The sequence below is a fragment of the Pseudarthrobacter sp. RHLT3-21 genome, assembly GCF_059383495.1.
Window position 1 is genome coordinate 55,171 of sequence record NZ_JBWZCI010000022.1, and the last position, 18,787, is coordinate 73,957.

An 18,787-nucleotide genomic window follows, 5' to 3' on the forward strand; every position below is an offset into this window, starting at 1 on the left:
TGACGCTTCTTGAAGTTGTCCTTAGCATGATCCGTCCGCCGCTTCACGGCCTGCAATGAACACGTTGGCCAGGCGGACATGACTTCATAGGAGCTTGACGAATAAGTCCCATCACCGTCTTGTCTGCCCACCTGGCCAACGCGGACCCAAGACACTCTTACACGCGAGTCAAGGAGCCAGTTCCATCATGACAAACGAAAGCACCGAAGTCATCGCCGGGGTAGATACCCACGCGGACACCCATCATGTGGCCCTGATCAATAAGCACGGTAAGCACCTTGCCGACCAGAAGTTCGCTGCCACCGGTTCCGGTTACCGGGCCATCATCGACTACATCACCAGGGATGGGCCCGTTGCCGCCGTCGGAGTCGAAGGCACAGGCAGCTACGGTGCCGAACTTGCCCGCGTCCTGGCCACCGAGGGCTTTCGTGTCGTGGAAGTGAACCGGCCCAACCGGCAGGAGCGCCGGCTGCGCGGAAAGTCAGACCCGCTCGACGCCTACCAGGCAGCCCAGGCTGTTCTCTCCGAACGCGGTACCTCAACCCCGAAAACCCGGAACGGATACGTCGAGGCCCTGCGCGTCCTGCGAACCGCCCGGACGAGCGCGATGAAGGCCCGCACGGCAGTACTGACCCAGATCAGCAGCCTCCTGGTCACGGCACGGGAGGAAGTGCGGGCCAAATACCGAGGACAGGGCACCGCTGCGCGTCTGACCGCGATGGGCGGCTCACGCCCAGCCGATGACCCGGCTGACCCGGCGACAGCGACCGCGATCACGCTCAAAAGGCTGGCGAAACGGCACCAGCACCTCACCGTTGAAATCACCGACTGCGATACCGACCTTTCCCGCATCATCAGTGAGAACGCGCCGGCACTCATGGAGATCACCGGCGTCGGCACGGCAGTCGCGTCCCAGCTACTGGTCACCATGGGCGATAACCCTGAACGGCTCACCAGCGAGGCTCAGTTCGCCGCACTGGCCGGCGTGGCACCGATCCCGGCATCCTTGGGCAAAACGACCCGCCACAGGCTCTCCCGCGGCAGAGACAGGGACGCGAACGCGGCCATCCACCGCATCGCTCTGGTGCGCATGGCCAAAGATCAGCGCACCAGGGACTACGTCAGCAAACGCACCCGCGAAGGCAAAAGCAAGCGTGAGATCATGCGCTGCCTCAAGCGATATCGCACGGGAAATCTACCGGGTGGTGCGAAACCCCAGACCCGTTCCGCGGACCAAGGACCTGCGGCCACAACGACAAGCGCACCACATCACCCTGACAACAGCCGCCCAGCAATTAAGCGTCTGGCCATCAACCATCTCTCGCATCGAACGCGGCAGCTCACGCGACCATGCACTCACGGAAAGGTACCGGACCTGGCTGGAGGGACAGACAAAAATCACCGCTTGACAACAATAGGAGCATCATGAGTCGTTACGGCATCGAAAGATCTCCACAGCCCGATGATTCCGGATCCGGAGTCTTTGTTGGCTGTGTACCTGGCCGCCGCCAGGGCTTGGAGGAATGATAGCTGCGGCGCTCACTGATGCCACTTCCTGCAGCCTTGACCCTTGCAGGGCAGGTTCGGGGCCCGTAGCTTTGGGGCAGCGGAAGACACCTTCCGCCGCGTCTGCCGTCAGGGCCGGCGGAGAAGCAGAGCCACCGAAGGACGCAGCGATGGCAACAGGCACGGTCTAATGGTTCAACTCCGAGAAGGGTTTCGGCTTCATCGCCCCCGATGACGGGTCAGCGGATTTTTTCGCCCACTACTCCGCAATCGCCAGCAGCGGCTACCGCTCCTTGGAGGAGAACCAGAAAGTCCAGTTTGACATCATCGCCGGCCCGAAGGGCCCGCAGGCGGAGAACATCCATCCGATGTGATGCCCGAACGCGGACAAACGCAGCACCCTGGAAGGGCGCCGGGGATTGGTCCGGTCCATTGTGTGGGACCAACCCTGGATGTCGGGGTCTGGAGGGCGGCGCACCTACAGGTTGTACCCGAAGGGAGAATCAGGGAGTGGCAGAGATGGATAATCAGGACATCCTGGACCGGATTCAGGTCCTGGTCGATAAGGAACATCAGCTCCGGGCGTCGGCGGGAGCGGGGCCTGAAGCCGAGGACGCTGGACAGCGCCGGCCGCTCAGGCAGTAGCTTGCATGATCTTCGGCCGCCACTACGACGACCGACGAGAGCATAGCGTCGGATATTTCACTTTTTCACAAGCCACCCCTAATTAAGCCGCAGGCGGTCTCGTACCTTTTGGCCCTGCTCGAGTGCAATTGAACCTCAATAGTCGGCGCGTCCACCGGAGAGGTCGTAGGCAAAGCCTGTCGTGAATGACGCGGCGTCGGAGGCTATGTACTCGACCAACGAAGCAACCTCGGAAGGCATTCCAAACCGCCCCATCGGTATCAGAGCCTTTTGCGCGTTTCGCCGCTCTTCTGTCATACCTAGAAGAAACGGTGTTTCGATTGCTGCCGGCGCCACTGCGTTGACGGTCATTCCGGTGCTGGCGTACTCCTTGCCCAGTGCTTTAACGAGGCCGATTACTCCCGCTTTGCTGGAGCTATATGCTGCCATCTGCGGATTGCCTTCCTTTCCTGCCACAGACGCCAGGTGGATCAGGCGTCCTCTTCTGCTCTTAAGGAGGAACGGTATGACAGCCTTCGACACGACAAACGCGCCGACCAGGTTCACGCGGACGACACGTTCAAACTCGCTAAGGGACGTCTCGTGAGAGGGCTGCACGGCCCCTAAAATGCCTGCGCAATTTATAACGATATCCAGGCCACCCATGAGTTCCGCGGCGGTGGATGCCATGGCGCGGGCCGAAGCCTCCTCCACAACATCCACCGCCACTTTTTGTGGATCACTGCCTGGCCAGGTCGCACAGCTTAGATCTGCCCTCGCGAGCCTGGCTCCCAAGTGCTGGAAATGGTCGGCGATTGCCAAACCCATACCACCTGCTGCTCCAACAACAAGGACGCGCTTGTCCTCCCAGTTCATGCCCGAATCCGTATGGGACTGGGCACGCTCGTGGCAGGGAGTGACGACCAGTTGACAGTCGGGTTGCTGCGAGCGACCAACGAGGTTGCCTGTCCAGGGCGTTCTTTCCGCAATTTATCTCCTCGTTCTGAGTTCGCCACCGTTGCCATGGGGCAGTTGATGCTAATGGATGATCACTGGGGTTTGGCTTCCTGGATTTCTTCGGGCCAAACGGTTCTCGTGACTCCGTCCTGCCACTGAATCAGGATCGGAATGCTGGTTTCGTTTTGCCCCACGTCGTTGAACTTAATTTTGCCTCCCGGCATGAACGATGCGGGGCCGGAGTTCAGGTCCGCTTCTCTGAGTGCTTTAGCGATATCTTCGGGCTTGCTGCTCCCGCCTTTTTCAATAGCGGCCTTAATCATCCAGACGGCAGCGTACGATTCGCCGGCGACCGGTGGCATGAACGGTTGCTTGAATTTCTCCTTGTACCGTGTGCTCACGTCAGCGAGCCCTTCGTTTGGCATGTCCCAGTTCCATACAGACAAGCTGAGGACGCCGTTAACATTGTCTCCGAGCATCTTTCCGAATCCAGGTTCCAAGATGCCGCCTCCTCCGAGGCCGACGATGGGGCCCTTGTAGCCAAGGCTGCGCAACGTCTGCACCACGGTGACCGTCGCGCCCGTGGGTCCTCCCAAGTAGACGATCTCGGCGTTGTTCCGGACTACGTCCTGAGCCAAAACTGTTGCGTCCGTCAGGTCCTGGGGGAAGAAGGCTTCACTGACTACCTCCAGGCCAGCAGCTTTGGCTCCGTCGATAGCGGACTTGCCTTGGGCTTGAATGGCGGCATCGTTGGAGGCAAGCACTGCCACGCGGCGAATGTTCTTTCCAGCTGCAGCATAAGCATCCTGCACATAGGGGATGAGAGATGCCCCGATCTTAGAAGACGTGGGGGGCACCTGGAAAATGTACTTGTATCCACGATTCGTGATCTGGTCCGAGAAGGATTGTGTCAACATCGGGACGCCGGCTTGTTCTGCTGCGGTCGAAGCAGTTAATGTCCAGGCGGAAACGTTGGACCCGATCATGGCACTCACCTGATCGTTTTCGATCAGGCGCCGGGCGACAGAGGAGCCTTGGCCCGGGTCAGTTGACCCTGTGTCACCTGAAACACCTTTTAATTTCGCTCCGCCCATCGCGGTAATTCCGCCACCGTTGTTAACGTCTTCAATGGCCATAAGGGCTCCATTGACGGCGTTCTGGCTTGGTTCTGCCCAGATGCCAGTGAGCGGATGTGGCAGGCCGATGGCTATCTCAGATGCGGCGCCTTGTTCAGACGGAGCGCCGCATCCGGCAACGGCAAGCAGGACCGCCACCGGAAGACCAACGGCGGCTCCGCTCCGCAGACGCCCTGTTCCTGTTCGGAGACGCCTAAAAAAGCTCTTGCTCATGTCCCTACCTCTTCATTGATGGCAGTCCGGCCTCTAAGAGCGGCCAGAAATCCGGTTTTCCGAACATGGAATCCGGTTATCTGAAGCTAGCGGCGGATTCGGGGAGGCACAACCACTTTCCGTGATCACGGAGAGTTACTTGTATAGATGCTTTGGTGAAGAAGCCGAACCGCAGGGCGGTCGCCAGTCGAGTGCTCCCGCCGTGAAGCAGCATAGGGCGCTTCACTCTTCCGAGATCACGAAGAAGGCTTGCGCTCAATTGACGGGGAAGATTTACTTCAAATATCCGGAAATTTTTTCCGTATCTCCGAAGGAACGAAGTATCCGGTGGACGTGGAGCAATCCGGGTCCCAGATTCAGGGAAGGAGATGTAGACGTGGAAAGCGACCGGCTGAAGCGGATCTTTGAAGTGCTGGAGTTCCTTACTGTGCACGGTCCCCAGACGCTGACTCAGGTCAGTTCTGCTCTTTCCTTACCCGTCAGCAGTACGCACGACCTGTTGAAAGCAATGAGCAGAGCGGGCATGACAGAATCGACGCAAGGTGGATACGATATCGGTCCGGCGGCAATAAAGCTCTCGTTTAAGGTTCAGGAACGATTCGACATCACTAACGTGGCGGCTCTGGAGCTCGAGGGCCTCGTTGAACGCGTCGGGTTTGACGTCTATTTGGCGATACGTACGGGTAACCAGATCATGTACGCAGCCCGCTTTCGCGGCCGGCAGGGCATCAACATCGATATCCCGCTGGGCTTACCCCTCTACCGGCACGCAACCGCTGTAGGAAAATTGTTTACCGCTTTTGACCGCGACATCCGTCAGGAAGTGCTCAGCAGTCCGCTTAAAAGCCTCACTCCGCTAACCTGCACAACCGTGGAAGCACTGACCCGGGATCTGGAATGGATCAGAAGCAACAACCTCAGCGTATCCCGGGAAGAAGCAGTCACCGGCATCATCGGCGTTGCCACTCCCATCCACAACCCCGCCGGCAAGATTATCGGTGCCGCACACATTTCCGCCCTCAAGGGCACTTTGGGAAACGGCCGGCTCGAAGAAGTGAGCAAGGAGCTGCAGGCCGCTTCAGCGGCCATCGAACTTCGCCTTACAGGAAGACTTCCCAAGCAGGAAAGCGTCAGCGTTCCCAGCGGTGGCAGCGGTGCCGGCTACGCAGGGTCGCCCATCTTCGAGGAATCTCTCCCCTACTAATTACCCCGACAGTAAGGATCACATTGTGTCCGTAACAGCCCGCGTCCAGCCTCCTCCGACCCCGGCCATCGCCGTCGCCGTCATATCGGCATACAGCACCGTCATCAACAATGATTCGAGCCGCAGCCTGGAAGAACTGATCTTTGATACCTCTACCGCCGCGCTCACAGCAGCGGGGCTTACCGCCGAGGATCTGGACAGTGTCGTCCTCAGCGGCAATGACCAGATAGACGGGCGCGTCATCAGCATCATGCCCGCAGCAGGCCCTTCCGGTGGAGTCGATCGGGACACCACCATGATCGCCTCTTCCGGCGATCACGCCCTCACTTACGCCTATCTGAGGCTCAAAGCAGGCCAAGGGAAGAACGTTCTGGTAGTTGGCTGGGCAAAGCCCAGCGAGTCAGTCGACCCCGACCGTGCCGAGCTCATGTCGGCGGAACCTTATCTTCTGAGGCCGATCGGCATGAACAACACCATTGCAGCGGCTCTCCAGGCGTCGACCTGGGCTAATGAAGAGACCTCTCCTGAGCCAGCTGAAATGATTGCCTGGCCGCTGCGCCGAGAGGATCTTCCTGCCCGTGGTGACGCCGTTCACGCCGTAGTCCTTGCCGTTGAGGGCGGATTCCCGGACGGTGCCGAACTTGCCTGGATCCTTGATACAGGCTGGGCCACAGTGAGCTATGAGCTGGGCACGCGGGACCTGGGCGATCTGGGCTCCTTACGCCTCGCTGTAGAGCAGATTTCCGCCCGCACACCGGACGCCGGCTGTGACCACTGGGATGCCGTAGAAATTGGCGGAGACAGCGAATTCGCTGTGCGGGCCGCCACGCGAATGCTTCGGATCAGGGACGGGGCCGAGATCAACGGTTCGGGAACCCTGCGGGCGAAGCCCACATCACCGCACGTCTCGGGTCTGGGACGGATGCTGGCGGCGGCGGAGGCCGTCCGGCGGTCTCCGGCATCAGCTGCGGGGCCGGCCACGAAAGCACGAGTGAGTGCAGGGATAGGTTTCAACGGATTTGCCGGCCAGGGCGCGACAGTCATGGTCTTCAGCAGTTCCAAAGGAGGAGCAGCATGATTAACGTCGGAATTGCAGGATTCGGACAATCGAAGTTTGTGACCACGAGGACGGATGTGACCTTCCCGGAACTCGTCAAGGAAGGCGCTGACCTCACCCTTGCCGACGCCGGCATCACCATCGACGATGTCGACGCGGTCGTTTACCCGCTGGCACCGGATGCGCTGATCGGCGTAGGCAACGGCGAACGGTGGGTCATTGACGCGCTCGGGGCAACGGGAAAGCCGTTCATGCGGGTCAACAACGGCGGAGCGACCGGGATGAGTGCTGTTTTGGCCGCCTGGACGCACGTCGCCTCGGGCATGTTCGACGTCGTTTTGGTTGCCGGCGCTGACCGTGTTTCCGAATCCGGCTCGGCGCAATCAGTTCTGAACAAGATGTGGGACGTCGGATATGAACGCACCGTACCTCTCAACACAATCTCCATGCTCGCGCTCTCAGCCCAGCGCTACATGCATCTGTACGACAGCGATGAACGTGACATGGCCTTGGTAACCGTGAAGAACCGGGCCCACGCGGCACTCAATCCGTACGCTCATCTGCGGACTCCGATCACCGTCGAGGAAGTCCTCGCCACCCGCACCCTGGCATGGCCCATAAAGCTCGGAGACGCCTGTCCTGCATCCACCGGGGCCGCCGGTGTTGTGCTGGTCTCCGAACGGTACGCCAAGGCAAACGGCATGAAGCCCGCGTGGATCCGCGGGATCGGTCAGAACACGGAGACGTACTGGATGGGCAACCGGGTGGGCCCCAAGGCCGCCGGAGATCACGCTGATGCTGATGCCCTTGCCAAGGCGTTCCAGATCGCCTACGACCAGGCGGGCCTGACCGACCCTCTCACGCAGATCGACGCGGCGGAAATCTACGCACCTTTCTCCAGCGTTGAACTGCACGTTATTGAGGCCGCCGGGCTCGCTGAGAAGGGCAAGGCGCCGGCCGCGCTGGCCCAGGGCAAATTTGCCCTCGGCAGTGACGGCCCTATCGTCAACCCGTCAGGCGGAACCCTCTGCACGAATCCGATTGCGGTCACCGGAACGATTCGCGTAGGTGAAGCGGCCAACCAGGTTCTGGGCCGTGCAGGCGCCCATCAGGTGCCCGGTGCACGCATTGCAGTGGCCAGCGCTATCGGCGGGGATCACCAGTTCTATTCAACAATGGTGCTCAGCACCGACCTCGAGGAGATCTAAGATGACAAGTTCAACAGACCAGAAGCAGCCTGCAAGTGACACCTTCCCGGTCTTCTACGAACAGACCTGGGACTTGGAGTACAAGCATGCGCTCGGCGAAACGACGTCCCGCTTCCTTCAGGGCCTGACAGAGGGAAAGATCCTCGGCCGCCGCGCTACCGACGGCCGAGTACTGGTTCCCGCCCGCTCCTACGACGACCAGACCCACACCTCCACCGGTGACTGGGTTGAGGTTGGCACCAAGGGCAAGATCGAAATGTTCACCGTCGTCTATGAGCCTTTCAAAGGTCTGCCCACCCCTCCCTACGCTCTCGCCTACGCGATGCTTGAGGGCGCCGACACCGCCCTCGTCGGCTATGTCCGCGGTCTTGATCTCACTGACCAGGCAAGGGCAGTGAAGGCTTTGGCCATCGGCACGCCGGTCGTTGTTCGTTTCTCCGAAAAGCCTACCGGCACCGCGGCCGACTACTGGTTCGAGCTGGACGAGAACCACGCCGAGTAATCTCTAGGTCTAGGAGAACCAGTGACAGTAACCCCATCGGGCCTCATGCGGGTCATGCGCCTAAGCGGCTTCGGAGGCCCGGAAGTGTTCGAACCGGCCCAGATTGAGATACCTGCCCCCGCACCGGGGGAGTTCCTCGTGCGGGTTGCAGCGTGCGGGGTGTGCGGCCATGACGCTCTGGCCCGCAAGGGGCAATTATCCGCCCAGCAAGGCGCCGTCCTGGGCCATGAGATTGCCGGCGTCGTAGAGTCTGTGGGATCCCGTGAGCTTGAACCTTGGATGGGCAAGCGGGTTGCTTTGGTTCAACGGCGGCCGTGCGGCACGTGCGCCGACTGCAAAGCCGGCCATACGTCCCAGTGCCGTCGGGGGCCCGGCTTCTATGGAGACGACGTCCAGGGCGGTTACGCCGAATTCGTGCTGGCGGGGCCACTGAATGCTGTCGTGCTCCCGCCTAACATCAACGATGCCACAGGGGCTTTCCTCTCATGTGGCGTGGGGACCGGGCTGCGTGCACTGCGCGCGGCCCGGCTCGGGCCTTCCGACGTCGTGATCGTCACAGGCGCCGGCGGCGGCGTGGGGCTAAACGCGGTTCAGCTCGCCCGCCACTTGGGATTCCGCGTGATTGCCACGACAAGCGACGAGGCAAAAACAGCCGCGATCACAGCCGCGGGAGCCGAAGAGGTCGTCGTCGCACCGACCGTAGCTTCACTGCGTGAAGCGGCGGCAAGACTGGGCCGGCCGCGCGGCGCCAATGCCGTGCTGGAAATCACCGGTGCACCACAGTTCACCATGAGCCTTCGGGCACTGGCCCCGCACGGGCGCCTGGTGCTCATCGGTAATGTACGCCCGGAAACGCTTCGTCTCGATCCTGGACTGACCATTGTCAAGGAACTTCAAATCATAGGTTCGGCCCATGCCACCCGGGATGACTTGGAAGAAGTCATGAGCCTGGTGGCAGCCGCAAAGATTCGCCCCGTTGTTGCGCAGACATTCACATTGAGCGAGGTTGCGGGAGCGCACGCTGCCCTCGACGCTCGGACTCTTACCGGAAGAGCGGTTCTAATTCCATGACAGCCATGGCAATCCCCATCAGCGCCGAACACGTCGTCGGCCCCATACCCTGGGACCACGGACAGACACCGCCGGAATGTTCCACCCTGCCCGAATTGCTGGATTATCAGGCGGCGGTACGGCCTGACGCCCCTGCCCTGGTGGCCGGTGACAGCCGCCTCTCCTATGCGGAGCTGGCGCGGCGGGCGCAGCAGTTCTCGGCAGCACTGAATCAATTGGGAGTAACGGACCGGTCCCGTGTTGCCCTCCTGGCCCCAAATGTTGAGGAGTGGTTGGTGGCCGCGTTCGGTGCCCTGCGGCTCGGCGTCAGGCTGGACACCTTCAACACCTGGGTGCATTCCTGGGATCTGGAGCACCTGTTGGGTGCATCGGAGACCGAGGTTCTCATCATGGTGCCCACGGTGCGGTCCGCCGACCTGCTGGGCGAGCTGCGGCAACTCGTCCCGGAACTCTGGGGCGCTGAACCGGGGGAGGTGGCCAGCCGGCGGTTTCCGGCGCTGAAGCAGCTTATTCTCATCGGCGACGACACCGCTGGAACGGAAATTCCATCTGCTGCCCGTGAATTTCATGACCTCATGCGCTCCTTCTCGGGTTTGCCCGTCCCGCCGAATCAGGCTGACGGCGCCTCGACCGCTCTGGTCCTTTACACCTCCGGGACCACCCAGCAACCAAAAGCAGTGCCGCTGAAGCACCGGGCCCTGATTGAAAACGGCTATGCCATCGGAACGAGGATGGGCCTGGACCATTCGGACAGGGTATGGCTGAGCTCGCCGCTGTTCTGGAGCTTCGGAGGGGCCAACGCAGCGATGGCTACGATGACCCACGGCGCGTGCCTGGTGCTGCAGGAACGCTTCAGCCCGGAAAGCGCCGCAAAGGTGCTTGCAGCGGAGCGTTGCACCGCGGCATACCTGCTACCCAGCATCGCCCTGGCCCTGGCAGAGGAGGCCGCGCCCGAGATCCGCGCAATCACCTCCCTTCGCACCGGACTCATCATCGGCCGCCCAGAAGAGGTCAGGCGCGTCATTGTGGACCTTGATATTCCAGAAATCTGCAACGTCTACGGATCAACCGAGGTCTACGGAAACTGCTGCGTCACACCGCACACCATGGCGGCGGAGGAGCGCCTGGTCAGCCAGGGGCCGCCTCTGCCCGGAATCGAGCTGCGCGTCGTGGACCTCGTGAGCGGAACCGGTGTTCCGCTCGGAACCCCCGGCGAACTGCAGGTACGCGGGCGTGTCATGGAGGGCTACTACGGAAATCCGGACGCGACCCGCAGCGCCCTCACTGACGACGGCTGGTACCGTACAGGCGACACAGGGCTGGTGCGTCCTGATGGCACCGTACTGTTCCTTAACCGCCATACAGACATGATCAAGACCTCCGGAATCAACGTCTCCCCGTCTGAGGTCGAGGCTTTCATCGACACCCACCCGGCAGTTGAAGAGGTTGCGGTTGTAGGCGCCCCCCATCCCACACGAGGCGAAGTCCCCGTGGCCTTTGTTGTCATCCATCCCGGATCAGCGGTGACCGAAGCCGCCATTAAGGAGTACTGCAAGAGTTCCATTGCCGGTTTCAAAGTGCCGTGGGCGGTTTCGATCGTTGATCATCTTCCCTACACTTCAACGGGAAAAATGATGAGACGAGAACTGAGCGAGCCTGCAGCGGCGCTCGTTGACGCTCTCCTCCAAACGCCGTAGTTCAGTTCCAGCACGGGAAGCCAGGGATGTGTCATGGTGAATGAGACCAATAACAACTGGGGACGATGGGGCGAGGACGACGAATTAGGCGCCCTTAACCTCATCGGTCCCCAAAAGGTCCTTGCGGCCCTCGCCTTGCCAACAGAGGGGAGGATCATCTCGTTGGCCCAACCGATCGGGCCGAAAGCTGGTGTTGCCCCGCATCGCAACAGGATGTCCCGGTTCATGGACCGGGACGCCGGCGACTACGCTTTGGGAGCCCGGTCCCCCGGAGGCTTTCGCTTCGCCGAAGACACGGTTATGATGTCGACGCACAGCGGCACCCACGTCGATGCCCTCGCGCACGTCTGGAGTGATGACCAGCTCTTCAACGGGCACCCCTCGGCGGCCATCCGATCAACGGCCGGCGCCCAGAAACTCGGCGCAGATAAGCTTTCACCAGCCCTGACACGCGGTATACTCATCGACCTCGTCGCGGCCTCCGGGGCCCCGCTGCCACCATCGACCCCCGTCAACGCCAAAGACCTGATCAGCGCCTACTCACGGGCAGACATTGTTCCAAAACCCGGCGATGCCGTGCTGCTACACACCGGCTGGTGGCAAAGCAGAGGATCCAGCAACGAATACTTCGATCAGGAACCAGGCCTTTCGGATGACGGGGCGCGATGGTTAGCCGATCAGGACGTCGCCCTCGTCGGGGCAGACAACTACGCAGTCGAGGTACAGCCCGACCCGGCTGGCGCCACCTTCCCTGTGCATCTGAGATTACTCCACCGGCACGGAGTTCCCCTGATTGAAAATCTTGACCTGACCGCACTGGCAGAGTCCGGCGCCTCAACGTTCCTTTTCGTGCTCTCGCCGCTACCCCTGCAGGGATCCACCGGAAGTCCCGTCACCCCTCTGGCCGTATTGTGAACACCAATATGTGCCGCAGGACGAAACCATGCAGGATGACCCCCTCGGCTGGCCTCCAACTTGATCCAGGCAGTCAGAGACGCCACACGTGGCACTCCGTATTAAGGCGGGTCATCTAAGTGGGACGTAGTCGGTTCGGGTTTGGTCAGTTGGCGCCTACATTGTCCTGCGAGGGCCTGGGAGCAGACGACCCAAATCGCCGGTGGTCTGGCAGATGTGGGCGTGGTGCAGGAGCCGGTCCACGTGGCGGGTGCCAAGGTGCCGGGCATGAGCTGTTAAAGGCCAGCACCTCCTCATCCCGACTGCTGGAGTTGGTTCGTGATCCGGTGTGCTTCCTCCATCAGGAGCCGTCCCAGCACTTCCTGGCGGTCCTCACGGAATCTGGATTCGATGCCAGTCAGGGACAGCGCCCAGGCCGGCCGTCCGCGGTGGTCAAAGACTGCAGCTCCCATGCCCCAGCTTCCTTCAAGGACAAGGCCCGGGTTGACCGAATACCCCTTCGAGCGGGTCTGTGCCAGGTTGGTGCGGGCTGCACCCTCCGTATGGCCGGCGGCGAAGGATCCGGCATGGGCTACCCAATTGGCGAAAAACTCTTCCTGTTCCTCCTCGCTGAGGAATGCCATGATTGCGGTTCCGGCCGACGCGACTCCCAGCGGGAAGCGGACACCTTCGTGCAGAACGAAGGACCGCACCGGAAAGCTTCCTTCCTCGCGCAGCAAGCATACGGTCTCGTTCCCGCGACGGACGGAGAAGAAGGCGCTTTCACCGGTTTCTTCAGCGAGCCGGCGCAGGCTTGGCCGGGCGATGTCTTCGAGGGGAAACCGGGCCGAGGCTACGGATCCCATGAGGAGTATTTCCGGTCCGAGCAGCCACTTGCCGGTTGTCGCGTCGTGGTCCAGCAGGCCTTCGGCCATGAGTGAGCTGAGCAGGCGATGGACTGTCGGGCGAGTCAGACCGGATTCTTGGACCAAGCTGGCAATGGAGCTTCCTGCGGGTTTGCGGGCCACCAACCTGAGCAGCATCGCTACCCGGCTGACAACCTGCGCGCCCTGCACTGACTTCTGTTTCATACCGCCACCATTCTAGATTTACTCCACTATATGGACGCTTCTGATTCTAGCGTTCACATTCTGGTTTAGTTCTGAATCCGTGCAGTGGGTCCCCTTGACGGCCCCACTTTTGAACACCTAAGCTCAAAATCTTACTGAAGTTGTCCACAAGGTGGATGATGAGAACAGCCCAACGAGGAGATACGAATGTCGAAGATGAAATCCGGGGCCGCGCAGGCGCTCCAGGACGTGTTGAGGGACGGCATCACGCTTGCCGTGGGGGGGTTTGGTCTGAGCGGCATCCCGTCGGACCTCATCGAGGCCGTCCGCGATTCCGGCGTCAAGGACCTCACCGTGGTCTCCAACAACATGGGTGTCGACGGCAAGGGCCTCGGCGTGCTGATCGAAGCCGGCCAGGTCCGCAAGGTCATTGCCTCCTATGTGGGCGAGAATAAGCTCTTCGCCGAGCAGTACCTCGCCGGAAAACTGGAGGTGGAATTCACCCCGCAGGGCACCCTGGCCGAGCGCCTGCGCGCCGGGGGCGCCGGCATCCCCGCCTTCTACACCAAGACCGGAGTGGGAACCCTGGTTGCCGAGGGCAAGCCGCTGGCGGAGTTCGACGGCGAAACGTACGTCCAGGAACGGGCCATCCGCGCCGACGTCGCGCTGGTCCACGCCCACACGGCGGACACCGACGGCAACCTGATCTACCGCTACACCGCCCGGAACTTCAACCCGGTGGTGGCCACCGCCGGCCGGGTGACCATCGCCGAAGCCGAAGTCATTGTGGAGCCCGGCGCACTGGATCCGAACCACATCGTCACCCCGGGGGTGTACGTCCAGCACCTGGTCCAGGCGAGCGGCCGGGTGAAGGACATCGAACAGCGCACCGTCCGCCCCCGGGAAGCGGCAACAGCCCCCGCCTGAACGTCTACCCCGGTCTGCCCCACCCCAGCGCGAACGAACACTTAAACCCCCGCAAACTTTTGAACCCCAAGGAGAACCCCATGGCCTGGACCAGGGATGAAATGGCTGCCATCGCGGCCGAGGAACTGAACGACGGCGACTACGTGAACCTGGGCATCGGCATTCCCACGCTGGTAGCCAACAACCTGCCCACCGGCGTCCGCGTGGTCCTGCAAAGCGAAAACGGCCTCCTCGGCATGGGCCCGTTCCCCTGCGAGGGCGAGGAAGACGCCGACCTCATCAACGCCGGCAAGCAGACCGTGACCGTCCTGCCCGGCGGCAGCATCTTCGACTCCGCCACGTCCTTCGGGATGATCCGCGGCGGCCACGTCAAGGTCGCCATCCTGGGCGCCATGCAGGTCTCCGGCAACGGCGACCTCGCCAACTGGACCATCCCCGGCAAAATGGTCAAGGGCATGGGCGGCGCCATGGACCTCGTCGCCGGCACACCGCGCGTCGTGGTCCTGACCGAACACAACGCCAAGGACGGCACCGCAAAGATCGTCACCGAGTGCACCCTGCCACTCACAGGCCTGAGCTGCGTGGACCGCATTATCAGCGACCTCGCTGTCTTTGACCTCATAAAGTACGACGGCGGCCGGCACTTGACGCTGACCCGCCTCGCGCCGGGGGCCACCGTGGAGGAAATCCGCGAGAAGACCGAGGCCGAGTTTGGCGTTGCCCTTGAAACGCCCGGCCCCGCCCTGGAAAGAGCCGTCATTTTGGAAGGAACACCTTCGTAAGTCTGCAAGAACAGTTTTGCAAAGGCGTCCTGCTCACCGGTTGGAACCACAGCCTTCTCGACAACCGATGGATCTCTCATTGTCCAAAGCACAGCCGAGGTCATTGGCAGTCCCAGTTGTCGGAGCAGCCGTCCTTCGTCCCCGTAACGTGCAAAATGCCGGACCGGAATCCGGAATCTCTCCCAATACACAAAATTGTCCATCAGCCACCAGACATCGGCACCGCGGCGTCCCGACGCTGACTTTCTATTTCAATTCAACATCGACCCCCATGCCAGCATTGCCGGCTGAACAGGATCAAGGCTATGACCGCAAAACAACCGACACCACCTACCCCCTCCGAGCGGACAGTTGTGATCGGGGGCGCTCGAACCCCGTTCGGCAAGCTCCTGGGCGCACTGTCCGGTTTCTCTGCCGCCGAACTGGGCGGCATGGCCATCCAAGCGGCGCTGGAGCGCTGCAGGGTACCGGCCGAGGCAGTTGACCATGTCATCATGGGCCAAGTCCTCACCGCCGGTGCCGGACAGATTCCCGCCCGTCAGGCAGCCTCTCTGGGCGGCCTAGGCATGGACGTGCCGGCCACTAACGTGAACAAGGTCTGCCTCTCGGGAATCGCCGCCATCGCCGACGCTGACCGGCTGATCCGCACAGGGGCAGCAGAAATCGTCATCGCCGGAGGAATGGAATCGATGTCACAGGCACCGCACCTCCTCCCGGCGTCGCGCATAGGCAACCGCTACGGCGACTTCACGGCTGTCGACTCCATGAACTACGACGGGCTGTGGGATTCATTCACGGGCCAGTCCATGGGTGCTCTGACGGACGCAGCCAACACCCGGCACGGCGGATACACGCGCCGCCAGCAGGACGAGTACGCCCTTATGAGCCACCAGCGGGCAGCCCGGGCCCGTAAAGATGGGACCTTTGACAGGGAGATCGCCGCCGTGAAGGTTCCGCAGCGGCGGGGTGAACCTGTCATCCTCAGCGAGGATGAAACTGTCCGTGACGACATCAACCTGGAGTCCCTGACAAAACTCCGGCCGGCCTTTGGTCCGGACGGAACAATCACTGCCGGAACTGCGTCGCCAATTTCCGACGGTGCAGCAGCCCTGATTTTGATGAGCCGGCGAGCTGCGGAAGAGCGCGGCCTGTCTTGGATTGCCGAGATCGGCGCATATTCATCCGTAGCCGGCCCGGACTCCACCCTCCAGCACCAACCCGCCCGCGCCATCGAACAAGCCGCTGCTAGCGAGGGATTGACGCCAGCCGACTTCGATTTCATCGAAATCAATGAAGCCTTTGCCGCCGTCGCCCTGGCAAGTGCCGGCGCCCTCGGCGTGCCGGACGACAAGATCAACAGCAGCGGGGGAGCGCTGGCGCTGGGACATCCGATCGGAGCATCAGGAGCCAGACTTGTCCTACACATCGCGTTGCAGCTTGGCCTCCGCGGATCAGGGGTTGGTGTAGCCGCTTTGTGTGGCGGAGGAGGCCAAGGCGATGCGATGATTCTGCACGCCCCGAACGGTGTGCGCTGAGGGAACTTGCGCGCGGCAGCTGTCCCCTCCGAGGCCGATGAGACTCGGGGGGCGAACGCACGCAGATCTCCTGGATGGTGGTGAATGCGCATTCGCCACGGCTGTCGATCATCGCTTCCCTTCAAAAGAGCAGCTGTAGCAAGTAGGTTGCTGACGCCTGCTAATTGCTAATTTTCATCCAGGCGCAGTGGGTCCGTGGTTGTGCAGAAGTCCAGGCGAAAGTACCTCTGTTCGTCCCCAGCGTGGAAAGGAGGACAAGATGGGCATCTACAGAGTTGAAGATTGGTATCGGCTACCGTCCGCTATCGTCGAAGTCCACAGGAATGGAGCCTTTCTCAGAACCGGGTGCGTCGAGGCAGTCACGGCGGACTCAAGAATGCTTTGGCTATTGCCACACGGTGTCGAGAACCGCCTCCTGATAGATAAACTCGACGGCTACGAAATCTGGCTCAGGTCACAAGGTTAAAGCGCACCGTCATCGGTGGGGAACAACCCATAACGTCGCATAAGGATCTACGGATGAAGGATGGCGGATGATGTCGCAAGCTTGGCTTCGCGTTGCTGTGACAATGTTCGCCGTCGGTTGGGGGGCGAACCAATTCACGCCCCTATTGCTGGTCTACCGCGAGTACACCCCTGAGGCAGAGGTGTCGGCGCTCTTCGGCGTCTACGCGATCGGCTTGATCCCTGCACTCCTGGTGGCAGGTCCACTGTCGGATAAGCTCGGTCGCCGACCCATCATGCTCCCTGTCTTTGTTCTCTCGGGCCTTGCCTCCGTCGTCCTCATGGTCGGTGCACACGACTTCGGGCTGCTCCTCTGCGGTCGCCTGCTGGCAGGAGTTGCTTCTGGCGCCGCTTTCGGACCGGGAACCGCGTGGATCAAAGAACTCTCATCTGACGCCCCCTATGGCAGTGGAGCACGCCGAGCGGCAGTATCCCTATCCGCCGGATTTGCAATTGGACCTCTTTTGGCAGGCAGTCTCGCCCAGTGGCTCCCCTATCCGGAAACGCTGCCGTATGTCCTACATGTCATACTCATGATTGCCATCGCCCCATTGACGTGGGCTGCCCCAGAAACGGTCCATAAACCATCTGCGACCGCACGCGTGCTAAAGACAGAACTCTGGATAACGTTTAAGAATCCAGTCTTCCTCCGCAAGGTACTCCCGAGCGCACCCTGGGTGTTCGGAGCGGTGACGACGGCCCTGGTTGTGCTTCCGGGCTTGGTCTCGGTTGGCCATTTTGGTGTCGTCGTCAGCGGGGTGTCAGCCGGCCTAACCTTGGGCACCGGCGTTCTCGTCCAGCCCTTGGCCCGCCGTCTCGAGCGTCACAGAGCCGGTCTACCCCTCCATGTCGGGATTGGCAGCCTCATCGCAGGTCTTCTTCTGGCTTCAGTCACGGCGTGGACCGGACAACCTTTCCTCCTTATCATCTGCGCGCTGATCCTTGGCAGCGCCTACGGAATGCTGCTCATTGCTGGTCTGACGATGGTCGAATGCTTAGCCGCGCCCGACGATCTCGCGACCGTAACTGCTGTCTTCTATTGCCTGACCTATGTTGGCTTCTCATTACCGTGGATAGTCACCCAGCTTGACGTCGTGGCTTCCCCCGGTTGGGTCCTTGTTGGCGCAGCTACGATCGCCCTGCTCACCTGGCCGATTATGATCCGGGTTCCCGGTCAGGCAGAACCTCGTGACCGCTAATATCGGCATCAACGGTTTCCCTGTCCTGGCAGACGCAAAGTCTGCCGGATCTAAGCCATATGAGTTGGTGAAGACTTCGTTTGTGCAGTGCGCGATGACAGAAATACACACTTGTTGCTACCGGGTTTCTTTCTTGAGTACCGGAAGGGTTCAATGAACGGTTTGCCGATCACCGTTACCGGCCATGAGCAGAAAGCTGCCTGGCGGGAAAAAGTCCTGCCTCCTGTGGAGCGCATCCGCGAGGGTGTTTGGTCCGTTCCTGTTCCGTTCCCGAACAACCCAATGCGGTACACGCTCAGCTATGTGCTTACTGGGGGAGACATCGTGCTCATAGATCCAGGCTGGGACAGCGATGAAGGCTGGAGGCACCTGGAGTCCGGGCTGCGGGTAGCCGGCTTGGCTATCACGGACGTAAGCGGGATAGTGGCCACGCATTATCATTCCGACCATCTGGGTATGGCAGCCCGGCTACGGGACGCATCCGGCGCGTGGGTGGCCATGGGCGCAAACGAAGTTCGTAGCGTCTTCGTCGACGGTGATACTGCTTCGCAAGTCGCGGCTGACCGCGTCCAATTTGCCTTGTGGGGTGTTCCCCTAGTAGTACTTTGTTAGGTTTTTTGGTGCAGGTCTTTTAATCCTGTTCGGGGTCTGTTAATTTCGGATCATGCGGAATGAAGAGATCGCGGCGGTGCGTATCGAGC

17 protein-coding genes and 1 pseudogene are annotated in these 18,787 nt (G+C 61.2%); 15 read left to right on the forward strand and 3 right to left on the reverse strand.

Annotated features, from left to right (window positions below; all coding sequences use genetic code 11):
• Positions 1-187: 187 nt before the first annotated feature.
• The 3 genes and pseudogenes from AC50YA_RS18595 to AC50YA_RS18605 all read left to right on the forward strand — a co-directional run bounded on the left by AC50YA_RS18595 (position 188) and on the right by AC50YA_RS18605 (position 2,151).
• On the forward strand, positions 188-1,429 hold the full coding sequence (locus AC50YA_RS18595; protein WP_494983692.1) for an IS110 family RNA-guided transposase: 1,242 nt from the start codon (positions 188-190) through the stop codon (positions 1,427-1,429).
• Between the two features lie 247 nt (positions 1,430-1,676).
• Positions 1,677-1,880, forward strand: a pseudogene (locus AC50YA_RS18600) (cold-shock protein).
• Positions 1,881-2,016: 136 nt separating this feature from the next.
• Positions 2,017-2,151 carry a hypothetical protein gene (locus AC50YA_RS18605; RefSeq protein ID WP_494983693.1) on the forward strand — a complete coding sequence of 45 codons (135 nt, stop codon included), beginning with the start codon at positions 2,017-2,019 and terminating at the stop codon, positions 2,149-2,151.
• Positions 2,152-2,286: 135 nt separating this feature from the next.
• Here the strand turns inward: AC50YA_RS18605 and AC50YA_RS18610 are convergent, their stop codons facing one another.
• Positions 2,287-3,006 (reverse strand): SDR family oxidoreductase, encoded by a 720-nt coding sequence (locus tag AC50YA_RS18610; protein ID WP_494983694.1) that lies wholly within the window; start codon positions 3,004-3,006, stop codon positions 2,287-2,289.
• Positions 3,007-3,179: 173 nt separating this feature from the next.
• Positions 3,180-4,436, reverse strand: a complete 1,257-nt coding sequence (locus tag AC50YA_RS18615; protein ID WP_494983695.1) for an ABC transporter substrate-binding protein — start codon at positions 4,434-4,436, stop codon at positions 3,180-3,182.
• 376 nt (positions 4,437-4,812) lie between these two features.
• Between AC50YA_RS18615 and AC50YA_RS18620 the strand changes: the two genes are divergently transcribed.
• Genes AC50YA_RS18620 through AC50YA_RS18650 form a run of 7 tightly spaced genes read left to right on the forward strand, consistent with a single transcriptional unit; the run spans position 4,813 to position 12,090 of the window.
• On the forward strand, positions 4,813-5,640 hold the full coding sequence (locus AC50YA_RS18620) for an IclR family transcriptional regulator (RefSeq protein ID WP_494983696.1): 828 nt from the start codon (positions 4,813-4,815) through the stop codon (positions 5,638-5,640).
• A 25-nt stretch (positions 5,641-5,665) separates the two neighbouring features.
• On the forward strand, positions 5,666-6,718 hold the full coding sequence (locus AC50YA_RS18625) for a thiolase family protein (RefSeq protein WP_494983697.1): 1,053 nt from the start codon (positions 5,666-5,668) through the stop codon (positions 6,716-6,718).
• On the forward strand, positions 6,715-7,905 hold the full coding sequence (locus tag AC50YA_RS18630) for a thiolase family protein (protein WP_494983698.1): 1,191 nt from the start codon (positions 6,715-6,717) through the stop codon (positions 7,903-7,905). The genes AC50YA_RS18625 and AC50YA_RS18630 overlap by 4 nt, the downstream gene beginning before the upstream one ends.
• A 1-nt stretch (position 7,906) precedes the next feature.
• The gene (locus AC50YA_RS18635) at positions 7,907-8,407 is read left to right on the forward strand and encodes a Zn-ribbon domain-containing OB-fold protein (protein ID WP_494983699.1); all 501 of its coding nucleotides are present in this window, start codon (positions 7,907-7,909) and stop codon (positions 8,405-8,407) included.
• Between the two features lie 21 nt (positions 8,408-8,428).
• Positions 8,429-9,478 (forward strand): alcohol dehydrogenase catalytic domain-containing protein, encoded by a 1,050-nt coding sequence (locus AC50YA_RS18640; protein WP_494983700.1) that lies wholly within the window; start codon positions 8,429-8,431, stop codon positions 9,476-9,478.
• The gene (locus tag AC50YA_RS18645; RefSeq protein WP_494983701.1) at positions 9,475-11,175 is read left to right on the forward strand and encodes a class I adenylate-forming enzyme family protein; all 1,701 of its coding nucleotides are present in this window, start codon (positions 9,475-9,477) and stop codon (positions 11,173-11,175) included. The genes AC50YA_RS18640 and AC50YA_RS18645 overlap by 4 nt, the downstream gene beginning before the upstream one ends.
• A 33-nt stretch (positions 11,176-11,208) precedes the next feature.
• The gene (locus tag AC50YA_RS18650; protein ID WP_494983702.1) at positions 11,209-12,090 is read left to right on the forward strand and encodes a cyclase family protein; all 882 of its coding nucleotides are present in this window, start codon (positions 11,209-11,211) and stop codon (positions 12,088-12,090) included.
• Between the two features lie 293 nt (positions 12,091-12,383).
• On the opposite strand, the gene AC50YA_RS18655 is transcribed toward AC50YA_RS18650, so the two are convergent.
• A complete protein-coding gene (locus tag AC50YA_RS18655; RefSeq protein WP_494983703.1) occupies positions 12,384-13,160 on the reverse strand; it encodes an IclR family transcriptional regulator in 777 nt (258 codons plus the stop codon).
• Positions 13,161-13,346: 186 nt separating this feature from the next.
• Here AC50YA_RS18655 and AC50YA_RS18660 point away from each other — a divergent pair, with 186 nt between their 5' ends.
• The 5 genes from AC50YA_RS18660 (at position 13,347) to AC50YA_RS18680 (ending at position 18,698) form a co-directional block, all read left to right on the forward strand.
• Positions 13,347-14,066 (forward strand): CoA transferase subunit A, encoded by a 720-nt coding sequence (locus AC50YA_RS18660; protein WP_494983704.1) that lies wholly within the window; start codon positions 13,347-13,349, stop codon positions 14,064-14,066.
• Positions 14,067-14,146: 80 nt separating this feature from the next.
• Entirely contained in the window at positions 14,147-14,848 is a 702-nt protein-coding gene (locus AC50YA_RS18665; RefSeq protein ID WP_494983705.1) for a CoA transferase subunit B, read from the forward strand.
• A 305-nt stretch (positions 14,849-15,153) separates the two neighbouring features.
• On the forward strand, positions 15,154-16,383 hold the full coding sequence (locus tag AC50YA_RS18670) for an acetyl-CoA C-acetyltransferase (RefSeq protein ID WP_494983706.1): 1,230 nt from the start codon (positions 15,154-15,156) through the stop codon (positions 16,381-16,383).
• Between the two features lie 533 nt (positions 16,384-16,916).
• Complete coding sequence (locus tag AC50YA_RS18675; RefSeq protein ID WP_494983707.1) at positions 16,917-18,086, forward strand: MFS transporter; 1,170 nt, start codon at positions 16,917-16,919, stop codon at positions 18,084-18,086.
• A 153-nt stretch (positions 18,087-18,239) separates the two neighbouring features.
• Positions 18,240-18,698, forward strand: a complete 459-nt coding sequence (locus AC50YA_RS18680) for an MBL fold metallo-hydrolase (protein ID WP_494983708.1) — start codon at positions 18,240-18,242, stop codon at positions 18,696-18,698.
• Positions 18,699-18,787 lie beyond the last annotated feature (89 nt).